This window comes from Kocuria sp. (genome assembly GCF_030538595.1).
GTDB lineage: Bacteria > Actinomycetota > Actinomycetes > Actinomycetales > Micrococcaceae > Kocuria.
The window spans coordinates 201,662-218,400 of sequence record NZ_JAUNTS010000003.1 but is presented as its reverse complement, the minus strand read 5'-3'; the positions used below and the strand labels follow the sequence as shown (position 1 = coordinate 218,400).

The following is a 16,739-nucleotide window of genomic DNA, read 5'->3' as shown; positions in this document are numbered from 1 at the left end:
ATCGAGCCTACCGCCAGGGTCAGACAACCCAAGGTTCCCATGATGCAACCGCCAAAGGCGGCCGTATCACTCAAAGAAGTCTTCATCCACTTCCACGATTTGAACGGTCCGCTTGGTTTGCACGCCAACACCGTGACGGATCATGAGCTCAGTGAGCCGGGCGCCGTCGATCAACACCAACCTGACGGACAAACCCTCCGCAAACTGGCGAGCCCCTGACGAGAATCCACCGGTGGTGATGAACACTCCGCGCTCTGCCCGCTGCCCCTGGAGTGCCCCGGCAAAGGCCTGGACCTCCGGACGCTGGACCGCCGTGCCGGGTGCATAGCGTTTTGCCTGCACGTAGATACGGTCCAGACCCAGCGCATCCTGGTCAATGATGCCGTCTATACCGCCATCGTTGGACAGCTGCGTACGCGTGGCCTTACCCAGGGAACCGCCGTAACCCATGGCGATCAACAAATTCAGCACCGCTTGTTCAAAGAAAACCGGCTCCTGCGCGTGCAAGCGCTGCAACAGGTCCTCGGCAACCTCTTGTTGAATGCGCGCGATCCCCGATGCGATCTGTTCCGTGGGGTCAAGCTCATTTTCGACGACGACGGCGCCACCCTCCGCGCCGACCGCTTCACCTTTTTGCACGGTGCTCCCCTGCCAGCTCGGCACAGCCTGGAGGTCACGCAAGGTGATGGAGTCTGGATTCCGTGCCAGCAGCTCACGCCCCAACTCGGTGATCCGATACCTCCCCCGCCCCGGCCGTTCCGTTGCACCCGCACGAGTCAGGTAGGACAACGCCCAGTTGCCACGATTGAGCCACTGCTCCTGGCCGGATGGAATCAGAATGGCTCGTTGGTCATCGGTGAGGTCCAGGAGGTCTGCTGCTTGCGTGATGACGTCGCGCAGCCGGTGCACCTGGCCATCAGCCAGCACCCGCAACGACGGCGCCATGTACTGCTCCCACGTTGGTGCTCGCATCAAAGTTCACCCTTGAAGGCCCGCGATTGGAGGGATGCGAAAAGTTCGTCGAGAGCTTTCGCCTGCAATGTCATTCGATGCAGACGAGCTTTTGCATCCTCTACAACTCGTGAAAACGCACGCTGTTGCTCTATCGGCGGCACTGGAACGACGAGCCCACTCAGCCGCTGCTTGGAGATATTTGACATACTCGCAGCCGACCCACCGGCGAGCTGACGCACACGTGGACGGACGACCGAACTCATCATCATAGTTTGAAAAAAATGCGCATCCATAATTCCAGGCACGAAATTAAGCCGGAATATGAGATCTGGAAGAATTAGCCTTGGATGCAACTGGTCCACGACAGCCACCGCACCCACCAAGTCTAGAGTATTTTTACGCGTCATAAGGACATCGCCATAATTAACCTCAACAACTCGTAAATCATCAAGGCTCCCCAGGTACGCCTTATTCTCAGAAGGTCTAAAATCACCATACGTGACAGCCCCCAGCTTCAAGACACCATATTCACCATCCAACGCCGGGCGGCTCTCACACTTTGGGCTCGATCCACTTTCAATAGATGAGACCAGTTCCCCAACTCGGAGCAGCGGCCACGCACCTGGGTCGCCACCCTGATACATCTCGCGGAAGATGGCTTGCGGCAGGCTTTCCAAGTGGGAGATGGCCTCGCGGCGCTTGGCGCGGAGCGAGTCGACTTTGTCCAAGATCGCCGCTATCCGCCGCTGGTCTTCGAGAGGTGGGAGAGGTACGGGGAATCCGGCCAGAGTGTTGGGACTCAGCCGCGGCAGGTTTGCACCAGTTGCTCGACTGGACGCGTAGTCAACCATATTTGGCTGCAACAGATAGTGGTTCAAATAGTTACGGTCCAAGTCCCTGCCGGGAAGAATTGCAAGGATGTCAGTACTGCAGACGCCACTAAAGGAAGGTCGACTTATTTTTGCCAGGTACGGACGTAATTTACCGTAAAGGATATGATCGCTTGTGAAGCGAAACTTTGAACTCCGGACACCCGAACTGCCAATCGTCTCTGAGTCTAAAATTTGCCCACCTTGAGCAATATGTTCTAGCCCTAGATATGAAGTAGAGGGTTCAAGGTCAGACGGCGCAATAATCTGACGATCTATAGAAGCAACATCACCCAGCTTCACCACCTTCATTTCAGCATCGCCTTCAGTTCTGCCATGCCCTCGGCGATCTCGGCGTCGAGCTTTTCGATGTCCGCGATGATTTCCAGCGGGGAGCGGTGCTCAACTTCCTCGTACTCGATCTCTTTGTACCGGTTCAGGGAAAGATCGTAGCCCTGATCCACGATCTCTTGCTTGGGCACCATGAAGCTTTGATTCGTGCGGGACCGGTCCCGTTCGTCGTCGAGGTTCTGCCACCGCCGCAGGGCGTCCGGTAGATCGTTGGTTTCCACCGGGTTGCGCTTGTCATCCAGGGAGAATCCATCCGAGCGGACGTCGTAGAACCAGACGTCCTCGGTACCACCGGAGTCAGTTCGAGTGAAGAACAAAATGGCGGTGGAGACCCCCGCGTACGGCTTGAACACACCGGACGGCAGCTTGACCACGGCATCCAGCTTTTGGTCCTCCACCAGGATTTTGCGCAAGGCTTTGTGCGCAGTGGATGAGCCGAACAGGACGCCGTCGGGAACCACCACGGCAGCGCGGCCACCAGGCTGCAACAGCTTGAGGAACAAAGCCAAGAACAACAGTTCGGTTTTCTTGGTCTTGACCGTGTTCAGCAGAGCTTTCGACGTCGTTTCATAATCCAAAGACCCCGCGAAAGGCGGGTTGGCAAGGATCAGTGTGTAGCGGGAAGTGTCCTCACTGGCACCTTCGGACAGCGAGTCCCGGTAGCGAATGTCCGGGGACTCAATGCCGTGCATCAGCATGTTCATGGAGCCGATGCGCAGCATGACGTTGTCAAAGTCGTACCCGTGGAACATGTCCTGGTGGAAGTGCTTGCGCTGCTGCGGATGCGTCAGAGCAGACGGGTGATGATCGCGGATGTACTCGTTGGCCTGGACCAAGAAACCGGCGGTGCCGCAGGCGGGGTCACAGATGACGTCGTCGGGAGTGGGTGCCACCATGTCCACCATCAACTGGATGATGTGGCGCGGTGTGCGGAACTGGCCGTTCATGCCGGAAGTGGCCAACTTGGAGAGCATGTATTCGTACAGGTCACCGTTGGTGTCCCGCTTGTCCATGTCCACATCGCTCAGCAGGTCAACCACCTTGGCCAGCAGCGCCGGGGTGGGGATAGTGAAGCGGGCGTCCCTCATGTGTTCGGAGTAAGTGGAGTTGTCCCCACCCACCCGGGTGCCGTAGTTCTGAAGGAACGGGAAGACTTCACCGCTGACCGTCCGGTACATGGTCTGCGGGTCCAGGTTCTTGAACCGACTCCACCGCAGGTGGTCCTCCCCCGGGCGGAACGGTGGGTTCTCCAGGCCATTGCCGGTGATCAGCGCCTTTTTCTCCGCATTGACCTGAAGGTCATCCAGCCGCCGCAGGAACAGCAGGTAGGTGATCTGTTCGATCACCTCCAACGGGTTGCTGATGCCGCCAGACCAGAAAGCATCCCAAACGCGGTCAATTTTGTTCTTGAGGTCTCCGGTGATCACTCGGTCGATCCTACCGGTGGGTTCGTTCCGCCCCTTGCCGCCATCCTTCTCCGGCCTCAGCAGCAATCGGTGTTACGATTCAGGTAACATCGACCCATGCACTTGGAGTATGCGAGCAAGGAACTGGAGCGAATCTGCACCGAAGCTCGATACATGCAGCGCAAGCTCAACGTCCAGGTGGCCAAGTCGCTGAAATTACGCATCGCCGAACTCCGCAACAGCCAAGAGATGGCGGACCTGCTGCTCGGAGTGGGTCGATGGGAAGAGCTGACGGGTGACAGGCGAGGCCAATGGTCGGGACGACTGTCCGGCAATTGGCGCCTGATTGTTGCGCCACAACCCAACGGCGCAACCACCGTTCTGGTGGTGGAGATTACCGACTACCACCGGCGCTAACTGAACAGCAGACAGCGGGGAGGAGACTAGATCATGCAGCCCGACTACTTGGTATCAACAGGTGACTTCATCACCGAATGGATGGACGATGAAGGCATCAACGCAGCTGAACTCGCCCGCAGGTTGGGCGTCACACCCAAGCACATCAGCGAACTTTTGAGCGGGAAGGCGCCACTGTCTCACCGCACCGCGTTGGCCTTGGAGCGGGTGACGGGCGTCCCCGCCCGCATCTGGAATCAGCATGAAAGTGGTTATCGTTCAGACCTCGCTCGTCTGGAAGAAGCCGATGCACTTGCCGAGCAGTACGATCGCGCCAAAGATTTTCCATTGGCTCATCTGCGGCGGGTCCAAGTAATCACGGCCGCGCCTAGGGACCGCGCGGGTACCGTGCAACAGCTGCTAGCCGTATTGGGTGTGGCCAGCCTGGCTGCATTCGACGCAACGTGGTCCCGCGGCAGCGTGGCTTATCGCCGCGCTGCTGTAGGACATGACCATGCACCTGCGTTGGCCACATGGCTGGCTTTGGCTGAACGCCACCACGAGAAACTTGGCGACCTTCCCGCATTCAATGAACAGGCGTTGAAGGCTTTGATCCCCCGGTTGCGCGAACTCACCACCGAAGAACCCGAGGTTGGCGCACGTCAGGCCGTGGAACTGCTGCACGAGGTCGGAGTCATCCTCTGCTTTATACCCGCCATCCCCGGCCTGGGCATTTGCGGAGCCACCCGCTGGATGAACGACCACCCCATCATCCAACTCTCCCTGCTTCAAAAGACTGATGATCAGTTCTGGTTCACGCTGTTTCATGAGTTAGGCCATGTCCTTCTCCATGGCAGCAAGGGTTTGTACCTCAACGGGGAGGTGGCCCAAACTGAGGATGAGGCCAACACCTTTGCCGCTGACACCCTGATTCCACCAAGCGAGGTGGCCAGGATCCCCAAAGGCCGCGACATTGAAGCCATCCGGACTCTGGCAGCGGAGCTTGGCATTGCACCAAGCATTGTTCTGGGGCGCGCGCAACACCTGAGCGTTGACTACGCCTGGGGCCATGAACTCAAGCACAAGATGGACAACGTCATCCGGTAACTTGACCCCATGAACTCAGCCAAGACGCCGTCGTCGACCGTGCCCCGCCGATACACTGAAACGCTGCGTTTCTTGGCGGCCCCCACCGACGTCGGACACTCCGGCACCGTTGACGCCGGCCGCGTCCTGGAGTGGGTGGACAAGGCAGCGTTCGCCGCAGCCACCGCCTGGGCCGGGACCTACTGCGTGACCGCGTACGTGGGCAACATCCACTTCCGCTACCCGGTGCAGGTGGGCGAAATGGTGGAGGTCACCGGAACGGTTCTGCACACGGGCCGCTCATCCATGCACGTCAGCACCGTGGTCCGTTCAGGAGACCCCAAGACCGGGGAATTGGAGGAACGCGCCCGCTGCCTGGTGATTTTTGTGGCGGTCAACGACGACGGCAAGGCCACTCCCGTACCCACCTTCACTCCGCAGACCCTGGAGCAGGAACTGGCACAGCAGTACGCCTTGGATCGAATCCCCGTTCGAGATGAGATCACCGACCTGCTGGCCTCCCAGTCCCCCGCTGTCGATGGCGAAGCCGAGCGGGTGATCCTGCGCTTCTTGGCTGCCCCTACGGATGTGAACTGGGGCGGCAAGGTCCATGGCGGAATCGTCATGGAGTGGATGGATGAGGCCGCCTATCTTTGCGCCACTCGCTACTGCGGGAAGGACACCGTGGCGGTGTTCTCCGGCGGCATCCGCTTCCTGCAACCGTTGCACATTGGGGACATGGTGGAGGTGGACGCCCGCCTGGTCTACACCGGCAACAAAGGCATGCACATATGGGTGGAGGTTCGCTCCGGGGACCCCAAGGGTGAGGAACTGAAAGTCACCACCAACTGCATCACGGTCATGGTGGCCCGCGACGACGAAGGCACCTCCGTACCTGTCCCCGCCTGGGAACCCGTAACGGATGAGGACAAGCGCCTGTGGCAGTTGGCCCGGGACATGTTGGAAATCCGCGGCCGAGCACCGGGAAACCGTCTACCGAACCACCTGCTGGAGGACTGACTCCCCCCCCCACCCTCCACCCCTCACCCCTCTCCTGGCTGCCGAGTGTCCGAGTTTGGTCGTCTCAGGGCCTCTGAAACGACCAAACTCGGACACTCGGCAGCCGGGGTGGGTAACGGCAAGCGGGTCAGGCTTGGGCCAGGTCCCGGGCCGGTGTGTTGGCGGTCGACGGCGCATCCACGAACGCCCCGCGGTACTTGGCCGCCGGGTGGGTGTCCATGACCTTGGACTGTCCCACGCCGTAAAGGTTCTCCCGCAAGGTGGAGCCCTCGTATTCGGTGCGGTAACGCCCACGCTTTTGCAACTCAGGCACCACGTAGTCCACAAAGTCCTCGAAGGAGCCGGGAGAGACGTGGTACGCCAAGTTGATGCCGTCCAGGCCGCCGTCGTCGATCCAGGTTTCCAGCTGATCCGCAACGGTCTCCGGTGAGCCCACCAACACCGAACCCATGCCGCCGATTGCGCAGTGCGCGGCAATGTTCTTACGGGTCCAGTCGCGGGACTTGTCCTGCATGGTGAAGGGCGCCAGGAAGGACTGGATGGATTCGGTCTGGACGTACTTCAGGACTTCGTCCTCATCAAAGCGGGACAGGTCAACACCGGACCAGCCGCCAATGATCGCCTGTGAAGACTCCAGGTTCACGTACTGCAGGTAATCGCGGTACTTGGCCTCCGCCTTGGCATCGGTTTCATCCACGACCACTGAAAGCATGGCGTAAATCTTCAAGTCATCCCGGTCGCGGCCGGCGGCCTCCACCTTGTCCCGGAAACGATCCGTCATGTACCGGGTCAGATCCGGACGCAAGGCGGTGATGAAGGCAGCTTCCGCATGCTTGCCTGCGAAGGCCTGGCCGCGGGAGGAGGCCCCGGCCTGGAAGATCAAGGGAGTGCGCTGCGGGCTGGGCTCCGTCAGTGCGGCACCGGGCACGGTGAAGTGCCGCCCGTAGTGCTGAATGGGGTGCACCAGGTTGGGGTCCGCGTACAGGCCGCGCTCGCGGTCCTTGACCACTGCGCCGTCTTCCCAAGAACCTTCCCAGAGCTTGTAGCAGACGTCCAAGAACTCATCGGCAATCTCGTACCGCAGATCGTGCTCGATCTGGCGCGGCAACCCCTGATTCTCGGCCGCCGAAGTCAGGTAGGAGGTCACCACGTTGAAACCCACACGCCCACGGGTCAGGTGATCCAGCGTGGCGTACTTGCGAGCCAGAGTGTAGGGCTGTTCGTAGGTGACGGCGCTGGTCACACCGAACCCAAGTCCTTGAGTCACGGCGGCCATGGCCGAAATCTGCATGAAGGGATCGTTGACCGGAACCTGGGCGCCGTCGGCAATCGAAGGGGCTGCGGAGTTTTGGTAGACGTCGTAGATACCCACCACGTCGGCCAGGAACAGGGCATCGAACTTGCCGCGCTCCAGAGTCTTGGCCAGATCAGTCCAGTACTCGATGGTGTTGTACTCGGTGGCCCGCGAGCGCGGGTGCCGCCACAGGCCAAAGCTCTGGTGGCCCACACAGGTCATGTCAAAGGCATTGAGGGAAATCCGCTTGCTCACGCGAGGTCTCCTAGAGGCTAGTCAGACCCACGCCCCGTGCGCCACCAGCGGTGACCATCCTGCGGGTCCAGCGCTCGGTTGCGCCGTACTTGCCACACGCGGTTTGACGCGCGGCCCGATCCTCACCTGGGGCACCCCGCTACGGGAGAGGGTTGCCGTCCGGCCAGCCAGGGCTACGCACCGGAACTCATGATCGTTCTGGAGACAGCATAACGACGACGGCGCTACCGCGCGAACCCCGTGCCATCAGATTTGCTACCGCTGGCGGACACAGAGTTCAATGAACAACGTTCCCATCCAGAGCGGCTTAGAGATCTGGCTCGTTGACGCCGCAGCAACCCTGCATTGCCCACTGACGCATCATGTGGCGCGTGCACTCGGTGCTCATGCCAGGAGCGATGGAGTGATAACTCGTGAGTTTCCCTGTGACCACGGCCTCTTCCCAGACCGAACATTCGTTCTCTGATCCTGAAAACCCAACCCCAAACCCTGCGTTGATCAGTGATGACGCCCGGATCAACTTCTGGGCGTCCCAAGCGAGCAGGCTGGATTGGGCGCAGCCGTGGCACACCACGCACCGGTTCGACAAGCCCCAGGTGATCGGTGAGGACCAGGACGGCAACCCCACCTACTCCGTCCCCGAAATCGCCTGGTTTGAGGGCGGCACACTCAACGTGACCTACAACTGCGTGGACCGTCACGTGGAGGCAGGCCGCGGGAACCACGTGGCGCTCTACTTTGAGGGCGAACCCGGGGATCGGCTGGTTTACACCTACGCCGATCTTCAGAAAGAGGTGGCTCGCGCAGCCCACGCCCTGAGCAATCTGGGGGTGGGCAAGGGTGACCGCGTGGTGATCTACCTGCCGGTGATCCCGGAGACAGTGATCATCACACTGGCCTGCGCCAGGATCGGCGCCATCCACTCCTTGGTGTTCGGCGGCTTTTCCGCAGAAGCCCTGAAGTTCCGGGTGGAGGACACCGGCGCCAAGGTGCTGGTCACCACCGACGGCCAGAACCGCCGCGGCACCGTGGTCCCCGTCAAGGCCAACGCCGATCAAGCGTGCAGTGGTGAGAACCAGATCGAACACGTCGTCGTCGTCCGCCGAACCTCCCGCCCGGGCAACAAGCAACTGGCCGCAGGAACGCGTGGTGCACGCTCCAATGACGAACTGCACGTGCCCTGGACCCCGGGCCGCGATCTCTGGTGGCACGACCTCATCAAAGACGCACCCACAACGCACCAACCCGAGTTCTTTGACGCCGAAACCCCGCTGTTCATCATCTACACCTCCGGAACCACCGGCCGCCCCAAGGGCCTGGTGCACACCATGGGCGGCTACCTGGTCCAGACCGCCTACACGCACGCGCTGCTCTTTGACCTCCTCCCGGACAGGATTGACGACGACGGCGCCCTGCGCCCGGACGAGCTCTCCACCGTGAACGACCAAGCCAAAGTGGATTCCACCGTTCACTGGTGCACCGCGGACTTGGCGTGGGTCACGGCACATACGTACGAGCTCTACGGCCCGCTGGCCAACGGTGTGTCCCAGGTGATTTACGAGGGCACGCCGAACACTCCGCATCCGGGCCGGCATTTTGAGGTGATCGAGCGTTACGGGGTGACCAATTACTACACCGCCCCCACACTGATTCGCTCCTTGATGGGTGCTTTCCCCCATGGGATTCCGCAGATTTACAACCTGGCTTCCATCCGCCTGCTGGGCTCCGTGGGTGAATCCATCAATCCGGAGGCGTGGCGGTGGTTGCGCGGCCAGATCGGGCGGGACGAGGTTCCGTTCGTGGACACGTGGTGGCAGTCAGAAACGGGCTCCTGCGTGGCCTCCCCGCGCCCGCACGATCCCCAGTTTGCCCCGGCTGGAACTTTTGCGGACAACACCCCGCACACCGCACTGAAGCCTGGATGCGCCACCCGAGCCATCCCCGGGGTGTCCGTCAAGGTGCTGGATGAGGCAGGGGAACCGGTGGCACCAGGTCAGCAGGGTCTGGCCGTGGTGGACAAGATCGGCCCCTCCATGGCCCGGACCGTGTGGGGAGACCCGCAGCGCTACCTGAGCTCCTACTGGCAGCAGTACGGACAGCGCGGTTGGTTCCTGGCCGGCGACGGCGCCCGGCTGGACCAGGAGAATGACCTCTACATCCTGGGCCGGGTGGATGACGTCATCAACGTCTCCGGGCACAGGCTCTCCACCATTGAGATTGAATCCGCCCTGGTCACCCACCCCTACGTGGTGGAAGCAGGCACCACCCCCGTGGAAGACCCCCTGACCGGGCACGCCGTACTGGCCTGTGTGGTGCTGACACCGGCCGGTGCCGCGTTGCCGGAGGCTGAGCTGCAGGAGGAGCTGCGCACCCATGTGGCCCAAGAAATCGGCCCGATTGCCAAACCGCGTGAAGTGATCGCCGTGCCGGATCTGCCCAAAACCCGCTCCGGGAAGATCACTCGCCGCCTGCTGGCCCAGCTCTACCACGATCAGCCGTTGGGCGACCGTTCCTCGCTGCAAAATGAAGAAGCCCTGGATGCCATTGCGCACGTTATGTCCGCTCGGCGATCCTGAACCTCGCAGAATCAACCACCCCATCCACACAGGAGGCTTGTATGGCTGAGCACCAGTTCGGGTTCCGCACCCGTGCTCTGCACGCCGGTGGGACCCCCGACGCCGAACACGGCGCGCGGGCGGTTCCGATCTACCAGACCAGTTCGTTCGTGTTCAAAGACGCCGACGACGCCGCCAACCTCTTTGCGCTGCAAAAGTACGGCAACATTTACTCGCGGATCGGCAACCCCACCGTGGCGGCTTTCGAGGAGCGAATTGCCTCCCTGGAAGGCGGCATTGGCGCTGTGGCCACAGCCTCCGGCATGGCCGCCGAGTTCATCACCTTTGCCGCCCTGTGCGGATACGGCGACCACGTGGTTGCTTCCTCCCAGCTCTACGGCGGCACAGTGACCCAACTGGACGTGACACTGCGCCGCTTCGGGGTGGAAACCACCTTTGTACCGGGCACTGACCCAGCCGATTACCGAGCGGCCCTGACACCGAACACCAAGGCCATCTACACCGAACTGGTGGCCAACCCCTCCGGTGAAATCGCCGATCTGGAGGGACTGGCGGAGGTGGCCCGTGAGGCGGGTGTACCGCTGATCGTGGATGCCACGCTCAACACGCCCTACCTGTGCAGGCCGCTGGAACACGGTGCGGACATCGTGATCCATTCGGCCACCAAATTCCTGGGTGGGCACGGCACCACCTTGGGCGGTGTGGTGGTGGAATCCGGGCGGTTCAACTGGGGCAACGGCAACTTCCCGTCCATGACAGAGCCCGTCCCGTCCTACAACGGTGTGAGCTGGTGGGGGAACTTTGGCGAGTACGGGTTTCTGACCAAACTGCGTTCGGAGCAACTGCGGGACATCGGGCCAGCTTTGGCTCCGCAGTCGGCCTGGAATCTGCTGCAAGGCGTGGAAACTTTGCCGCAGCGCATGGATGCCCACGTGGCCAATGCCCGCTCGGTGGCCGATTGGCTCAACACCGATCCCCGCATCTCCTACGTGAACTACGCAGGATTGGCCGAGCACCCACATCACGAGCGTGCCGCCAAGTACCTGCCGCACGGTGTGGGCTCAGTGTTTGCCTTTGGGGTTCACACCACGGATGCGCTCACTGCACGCCAGGTGGGTGGCCGCTTCATCGGAGCCCTGCAATTGGCCTCCCACTTGGCCAATATCGGCGATGCCCGAACCTTGGTATTGCACCCCGCATCCACCACCCACCAGCAGTTGACTGCCGAGCAGCTGGCCTCCGGTGGTGTGGGTGAGGATCTGATCCGGATTTCGGTGGGCCTGGAGGACCCGGAGGACATTCTGTGGGATCTGGACCAAGCCCTGACAGCAGCTACCGGGGTGAACCGCGACGGCGTCGTCGTGAATCCTTCCGTGGACTCTGGGACCGAAAGTGAGGGCAAGTGATGAGCACCGAACGCACCTGGGTGGGGCCATCCGCACCGGAACGCCTGAGCATTCTGCATGGCGCTGAATCCGTGGCGATCGTGGGTATGTCAGACAAGCCATCCCGAGCCTCCTACTTTGTCTCCACGTATCTGCTCTCCTCATCGCCATACAAGGTGTTTTTTGTGAACCCGATTCTGGCGGCCAAAGGCGCCACTGTGCTGGGGCAGCCCGTGTACGCGTCACTGGCCGAGCTGCCGGAAGTCCCGGACGTGGTGGATGTGTTCCGCAAACACGATGACCTGCCGGAGGTTGCCCGCGAGGCCGTGGAGATCGGAGCCAAAACCCTGTGGCTGCAACTGGGTTCCTGGAATGAGGAAGCCGCCGCAATTGCGGAGGAGGCTGGGCTCCATGTGGTCATGGACCGCTGCGTGAAGATTGAACACGCCCGCTTCCACGGTGGTCTCCACCTGGCTGGTTTCAATACCGGGGTGATTTCCTCCAAGCGGCAGGTGTTGGCCTGAATTTTCCAGCGGCGAGCAGTGCGGGCCCCGACTTTTGATGGTCGGGGCCCGCAATGGTTCACGATGCCACTGAGCTGTGGCGCCGCCGATCGCGCCAGGCCGCCGCAACAATCAACATGACACCCACCGTTGCCCAGCAGAGCACAACCCACGGTGCAGAACCGGTCCCGGCGCCGTCAAAGTAGGCCACTGAGCGAATGATCGTTTCACCAGCACCCAGCGGAAGAAGCTGACCCCCAGCACCCCACGGTGCCGGCAGCCAATCCGCTCCAGCGGCTATTCCAGACAGTGGGTTGGCCACAAACATCATCACAACCGCGCCGACACCCAAGCCCGCTGCCCCGAACAAGGAAGCCAAGCCAATGATGGTGAGGGAGATGGCAGCAATGGTCGCCGCTATTGCCCCCGCCATGGCCCAATATTGGGCATCCATGGCGTTGAGTCCGAACTGCAGGATGGCCGCCACCACGGTGCCTGCCAGTGCGGCAAAGACCAGGGCTCCGACCAAACGATGCCAGGGACGGCCCTTGAGCACAGTGGACAGAACAACAGCGGAAATCATGCCGCCGAAGACCAGAGGCAATGCCAAGGACGTCATGGCGGTACCGGTGGGATCGTCCTCGGGGAAGGGCGCCACGTCCTGGTAGGTCCCCGTCTGTCCGGCTTGTTCCAGTCCTGATCCAATCCCCTGCAGCATGTTGCTGTAGGGCGCACCCGCACCGCTGGCGGTGGTGATGACCACACCGTCGGCCTGGACGCTGATCCCGCCAATGGCATCCCGATTCTCCACGGCCGTCTGGACAGACTGGGTGGAATCGTAAGTGGTGATCTCGAAAGCCTCCGGATCTGCCGTGTTCAGCTGATCTGTGAGTGCTGTGACGGCAGCATCTGGTCCGCTGACCGCCAGCGGGAGATCTTTGGCACCGGAGTTGATGGCGGGGAGCAGGAATGCCAGCAGCATCAAGCTCACCACAATCACCAGGCCGGCCACCACTCCGGCGGTCTTGGCCCACTGCCTACCGGGGGAATCCTCGGTACGTCGGCTCGGGGTAGCCGCACCGTCACCAGCGGCATCGGATGGCGCCCACGGGGCGTCGTCGTGACGGGAAGCATCCCGCAACTCTTGGTTGGTCATGAGGACTCCTGCACTTGAGATCAAAAAATCGGAGCGTTTCGCTCCGTTTATGTAAATGGAGCGTAGTGCTCCGTATTAGACTTGGCAAGTAGAGCGCAGTGAACGTGAGGAGCCTCATGCGGGCAGATGCAGCAGCCAACCGTAGTCAACTCATCAACGCCGCTTGGAGGTTGTTCGCCGCCAAGGGGGCAGAAACCTCCCTCCGGGAAGTGGCCAAGGAGGCAGGGGTGGGCATCGGCACCCTCTACCGGCACTTCCCGGACCGCGGTGAACTGGTATTGGGGCTGCTCCAAGAAGTGGCCGCCACAATCCAATCGCGGCTGAATCATGCCCTGGCTCAATGGGATGCAGACCCGCAAGCCGCATGGACTGCTCTCATCCACGAACTTGCCGCGCTGCGCGTCGCAGCCCTCATAGGGTCGCTCGACATCTCCCAAGAGCTCACCGAGGCTCAGCTGCAGCAAGCCCAGGAAACCCGAGCCGAGATGCTCAACCATTTTGAGGCAGTTCTCCACCGTGCTCAGCAAGCTGGTGTGGCAGCCGATGACCTCACCCCCACACGCCTGGTTGTGGCGATTGCCGCGATCACCCGCCCCCTACCCGCGCCCATCAACACGGTGGCACCCAAGGAGAGCCTGGAAGCGTGGTTGACCGAACTTCTCCTGCGCGGGTTAGGACCCAACCACCCCAACTGAGCAGATTTTCAGGCGGGACGCCCAGAGCCTTTTGGAAAACCTCTGGTCACCCGGGCTTTACTCGGTCATGATGTGATGTAGCCAACTAGCCGGTAACTTGGCGCGCCCCACAGGTGCGCTGCCCTCCTCAACCGGTGGCTGATGCCCGCACCACAAGCCGAAGGACCCTCTCCTATGTCCCGTCGCACCACACCGTCGTTCATCGCTGCCCTAGCGGCAGGCATCCTCACCACAACCTCCTTTGTGGTTCCGGCCTACGCGGATGAAACCCCCTCCCAGGCCATTGACCTGCTGTATTTCAACGATTACCACGGCCGGCTGGACTCCCGACCCGTGCAATTTGCGGGCGCCATTGAATCTGAACGCACCGACAACTCCTTGCTGATCTCTGGTGGTGACAACATTGGCGCCTCCGAATACACCTCCGCCTCCCAGCAGGACAACCCCACGTTGGACATGCTCAACGCACTGGATCTTGATGTCTCCGCCGTGGGCAATCACGAATTCGACCAGGGCCGCGATGACCTCACCGGCCGTGTGACAGAGCGTGCCGAATTCCCGTATCTGGCGGCCAATGTCCGGATCGGGGATGCCAACGGTCCACTGCTCATGGAAGGCGAAGGCCACCAGGGCAACGGCGCATATGAACTCTTTGAGCGCGACGGTGTGACAATCGCCGTGATCGGCGCAGTCACTCAGGCCACGCCTGAAAAGGTGGCGCCATCCGCCGTCGAAGGGTTGGTTTTCACAGACCCCGTGGCGGAGGTGAATGCGGTAGCGGACCGGTTGGATGAGGAAGGCACCGCTGATGTGATTGTGGCGGCCTATCACGACGGTTCCGCCACCCAGGCTGAAGCTGCCTCCGACCGTTTCTGGACAGAAACCTCCCAGAGCGTGGACGTGGTTTTCGGCGGGGACTCCCACGCCGAATACAACCTGACCCAGGACGTGGATGGGGACGGTGTTGCAGACCGCGCTTACATGCAGACCGGTTCCTACGGAGCCAATGTGGGCAAGGTGTCCTTCACCTACGACCCCGCCACCGATTCGGTGGACCTGACCAGCACGCTCACCCCGACGTCGCAGATTGTGGCCGGGCGCAGCGAGGAACAGTTGATCGCCGCTTACCCACGCGTGGCTGAGGTGAACCAGATTGTGGATGCCGCGGTGGCAGTGGCCAATGAGATCGGCTCCACCCCCGCCGGTGAAATTTCAGCGGACATCACCACGGCGTTTGGCCCCAATTCCTCCGGCCAGATGGTCCGCGATGACCGGCAGAACGAGTCGGCATTGGGCAACCTGATCGCCCAAGGTTTTCGCGCTCAGCTGGCGGATTCGCACGGGGTGGACATTGGCGTGATCAATCCTGGCGGCATCCGCAATGAGCTGTACTACGCGGACAACCCGGATGAGACGATCGACGGCGACCGTGACGGTATGGTCACCGAGGCTGAAATCAACAACGTCCTGCCGTTTGCCAACAACATGAACACCATTGACTTGACCGGTGCGCAGTTCAAGAGCGTCCTGGAACAGCAGTGGCAGCCAGCCGGGTCCTCCAGGGCGTTTTTGCACCTGGGGCTGTCCGAAAACGTGCAGTACACCTTTGATGAATCCCGCCCTGCAGGTGACCGCATCACCTCCATCACGGTGGATGGCACTCCCATTGATCCCACCGGTACCTACACGGTGGCCTCCGTGTCCTTCCTGTTGGACGGCGGAGACGGCTTCACGGCCTTCACAGAAGGGGCCAATTTCACGGACACCGGGCTGATTGACCGCCAGGTGTTCTCCGAACATCTGGGCGAAACCTCCGCCAGCACCCCTGTGGCACCGCAGTTTGACCGGCGGGCGGTGAACTTGTCCAACGTGCGAACTGACGGCACCACCGTGAGCTTTGAGCTCCAAGAACTCAACATGACCTCCTTGGGGGCACCCGCCAATTCCACGGTGCAGGTCCGCAAGGGCGGTGCCAATGGTTCGGTGATTGCAGAGGCCCCCGTCAGCGGTGAGGCCGTCCGCGGCGCGGATGGCCTGGTGGGCGGCACGGCCTCGGTGTCATTTGACCGCACCGCGCTGGATGGAGAGACCGCATGGTTGACCGTTGAACCCGCCGGCACCGCCCTGCCGCTGACGGATGCTGTGTTGGGTGAGGCTACTCCGGTGGATCCCGAACCCGAGACCGTGACCTTCACGGACGTGACGGAGGGTATGCAGCATTACGAACACATCATGTGGATGGCACAGAACGGAATCTCCCGCGGGTGGGTCAACCAGGACACCGGAACCGCTGAGTTCCGGCCGTTGCGCCCCGTGAACCGGGATGCCATGGCCGCATTCCTCTACCGAATGGCTGGTGAGCCGGAGGTGACACTGCCTGCAAACTCACCGTTCACCGATGTGACTCCGGGTCAGGCCCATTACCAGGCCATCGTGTGGGCTCAACAAGAAGGCATTGTGAAGGGGTGGTCGGACGGAACGTTCCGGCCCACTCAGCCCATTGCTCGGGACGCCATGGCTGCGTTCCTCTACCGGATGGCAGGCGAGCCCGCGGTGGAGCTTCCCGCCAACTCACCCTTTGTGGACGTCAATGCCAACATGCAGCACTACACCGCCATGGTGTGGATGGCTCAGACCGGCCTGTCCACGGGGTGGGCGGATGGTACTTACCGCCCCTTCAGCCCAACCAACCGTGACGCCACAGCAGCATTCCTGCACCGGTTCGATCAGCAGTTTGAAGTCCCTGCCACGGGCGTGGTGACCGACGACGCCGCAGTGCCCACTGGTAACTGA

Annotated in this window: 13 protein-coding genes and 2 riboswitches; of the genes, 8 read left to right on the top strand and 5 right to left on the bottom strand. The window is 61.6% G+C overall.

Annotation, left to right across the window (positions count from 1 at the left end):
- Positions 1-66: 66 nt before the first annotated feature.
- Genes Q4G32_RS04420 through Q4G32_RS04410 form a run of 3 tightly spaced genes read right to left on the bottom strand, consistent with a single transcriptional unit; the run spans position 67 to position 3,601 of the window.
- Positions 67-972 carry a restriction endonuclease gene (locus tag Q4G32_RS04420; RefSeq protein ID WP_303349477.1) on the bottom strand — a complete coding sequence of 302 codons (906 nt, stop codon included), beginning with the start codon at positions 970-972 and terminating at the stop codon, positions 67-69.
- On the bottom strand, positions 972-2,135 hold the full coding sequence (locus Q4G32_RS04415; RefSeq protein WP_303349476.1) for a restriction endonuclease subunit S: 1,164 nt from the start codon (positions 2,133-2,135) through the stop codon (positions 972-974). The genes Q4G32_RS04420 and Q4G32_RS04415 overlap by 1 nt, the downstream gene beginning before the upstream one ends.
- A complete protein-coding gene (locus Q4G32_RS04410; protein ID WP_303349475.1) occupies positions 2,132-3,601 on the bottom strand; it encodes a class I SAM-dependent DNA methyltransferase in 1,470 nt (489 codons plus the stop codon). The genes Q4G32_RS04415 and Q4G32_RS04410 overlap by 4 nt, the downstream gene beginning before the upstream one ends.
- A gap of 96 nt (positions 3,602-3,697) precedes the next feature.
- Here Q4G32_RS04410 and Q4G32_RS04405 point away from each other — a divergent pair, with 96 nt between their 5' ends.
- From Q4G32_RS04405 to Q4G32_RS04395, 3 genes are read left to right on the top strand one after another with little or no spacing between them, the layout of a single operon-like run.
- Complete coding sequence (locus Q4G32_RS04405) at positions 3,698-3,997, top strand: type II toxin-antitoxin system RelE/ParE family toxin (RefSeq protein ID WP_303349474.1); 300 nt, start codon at positions 3,698-3,700, stop codon at positions 3,995-3,997.
- Positions 3,998-4,030: 33 nt separating this feature from the next.
- On the top strand, positions 4,031-5,083 hold the full coding sequence (locus tag Q4G32_RS04400; RefSeq protein ID WP_303349473.1) for an ImmA/IrrE family metallo-endopeptidase: 1,053 nt from the start codon (positions 4,031-4,033) through the stop codon (positions 5,081-5,083).
- Between the two features lie 9 nt (positions 5,084-5,092).
- A complete protein-coding gene (locus Q4G32_RS04395; RefSeq protein ID WP_303349471.1) occupies positions 5,093-6,082 on the top strand; it encodes an acyl-CoA thioesterase in 990 nt (329 codons plus the stop codon).
- 127 nt (positions 6,083-6,209) lie between these two features.
- Here the strand turns inward: Q4G32_RS04395 and Q4G32_RS04390 are convergent, their stop codons facing one another.
- On the bottom strand, positions 6,210-7,631 hold the full coding sequence (locus tag Q4G32_RS04390; RefSeq protein ID WP_303349469.1) for an LLM class flavin-dependent oxidoreductase: 1,422 nt from the start codon (positions 7,629-7,631) through the stop codon (positions 6,210-6,212).
- 80 nt (positions 7,632-7,711) lie between these two features.
- A riboswitch (SAM riboswitch) is annotated at positions 7,712-7,826 on the bottom strand.
- Positions 7,827-7,921: 95 nt separating this feature from the next.
- Positions 7,922-8,036, top strand: a riboswitch (SAM riboswitch).
- Positions 8,037-8,044: 8 nt separating this feature from the next.
- Between Q4G32_RS04390 and Q4G32_RS04385 the strand changes: the two genes are divergently transcribed.
- From Q4G32_RS04385 to Q4G32_RS04375, 3 genes are read left to right on the top strand one after another with little or no spacing between them, the layout of a single operon-like run.
- Positions 8,045-10,207, top strand: coding sequence for an AMP-binding protein (locus tag Q4G32_RS04385; RefSeq protein ID WP_303349467.1), 2,163 nt, complete (start codon positions 8,045-8,047; stop codon positions 10,205-10,207).
- A gap of 41 nt (positions 10,208-10,248) precedes the next feature.
- Positions 10,249-11,613 (top strand): O-acetylhomoserine aminocarboxypropyltransferase/cysteine synthase family protein, encoded by a 1,365-nt coding sequence (locus Q4G32_RS04380; RefSeq protein WP_303349465.1) that lies wholly within the window; start codon positions 10,249-10,251, stop codon positions 11,611-11,613.
- The gene (locus tag Q4G32_RS04375) at positions 11,613-12,116 is read left to right on the top strand and encodes a CoA-binding protein (RefSeq protein WP_303349463.1); all 504 of its coding nucleotides are present in this window, start codon (positions 11,613-11,615) and stop codon (positions 12,114-12,116) included. The genes Q4G32_RS04380 and Q4G32_RS04375 overlap by 1 nt, the downstream gene beginning before the upstream one ends.
- A gap of 58 nt (positions 12,117-12,174) precedes the next feature.
- On the opposite strand, the gene Q4G32_RS04370 is transcribed toward Q4G32_RS04375, so the two are convergent.
- On the bottom strand, positions 12,175-13,251 hold the full coding sequence (locus Q4G32_RS04370; RefSeq protein ID WP_303349461.1) for an ABC transporter permease: 1,077 nt from the start codon (positions 13,249-13,251) through the stop codon (positions 12,175-12,177).
- 116 nt (positions 13,252-13,367) lie between these two features.
- Between Q4G32_RS04370 and Q4G32_RS04365 the strand changes: the two genes are divergently transcribed.
- Both Q4G32_RS04365 and Q4G32_RS04360 read left to right on the top strand, forming a co-directional pair.
- Positions 13,368-13,946 carry a TetR/AcrR family transcriptional regulator gene (locus Q4G32_RS04365; RefSeq protein ID WP_303349459.1) on the top strand — a complete coding sequence of 193 codons (579 nt, stop codon included), beginning with the start codon at positions 13,368-13,370 and terminating at the stop codon, positions 13,944-13,946.
- A 174-nt stretch (positions 13,947-14,120) separates the two neighbouring features.
- Positions 14,121-16,739, top strand: a complete 2,619-nt coding sequence (locus Q4G32_RS04360) for a 5'-nucleotidase C-terminal domain-containing protein (RefSeq protein ID WP_303349457.1) — start codon at positions 14,121-14,123, stop codon at positions 16,737-16,739.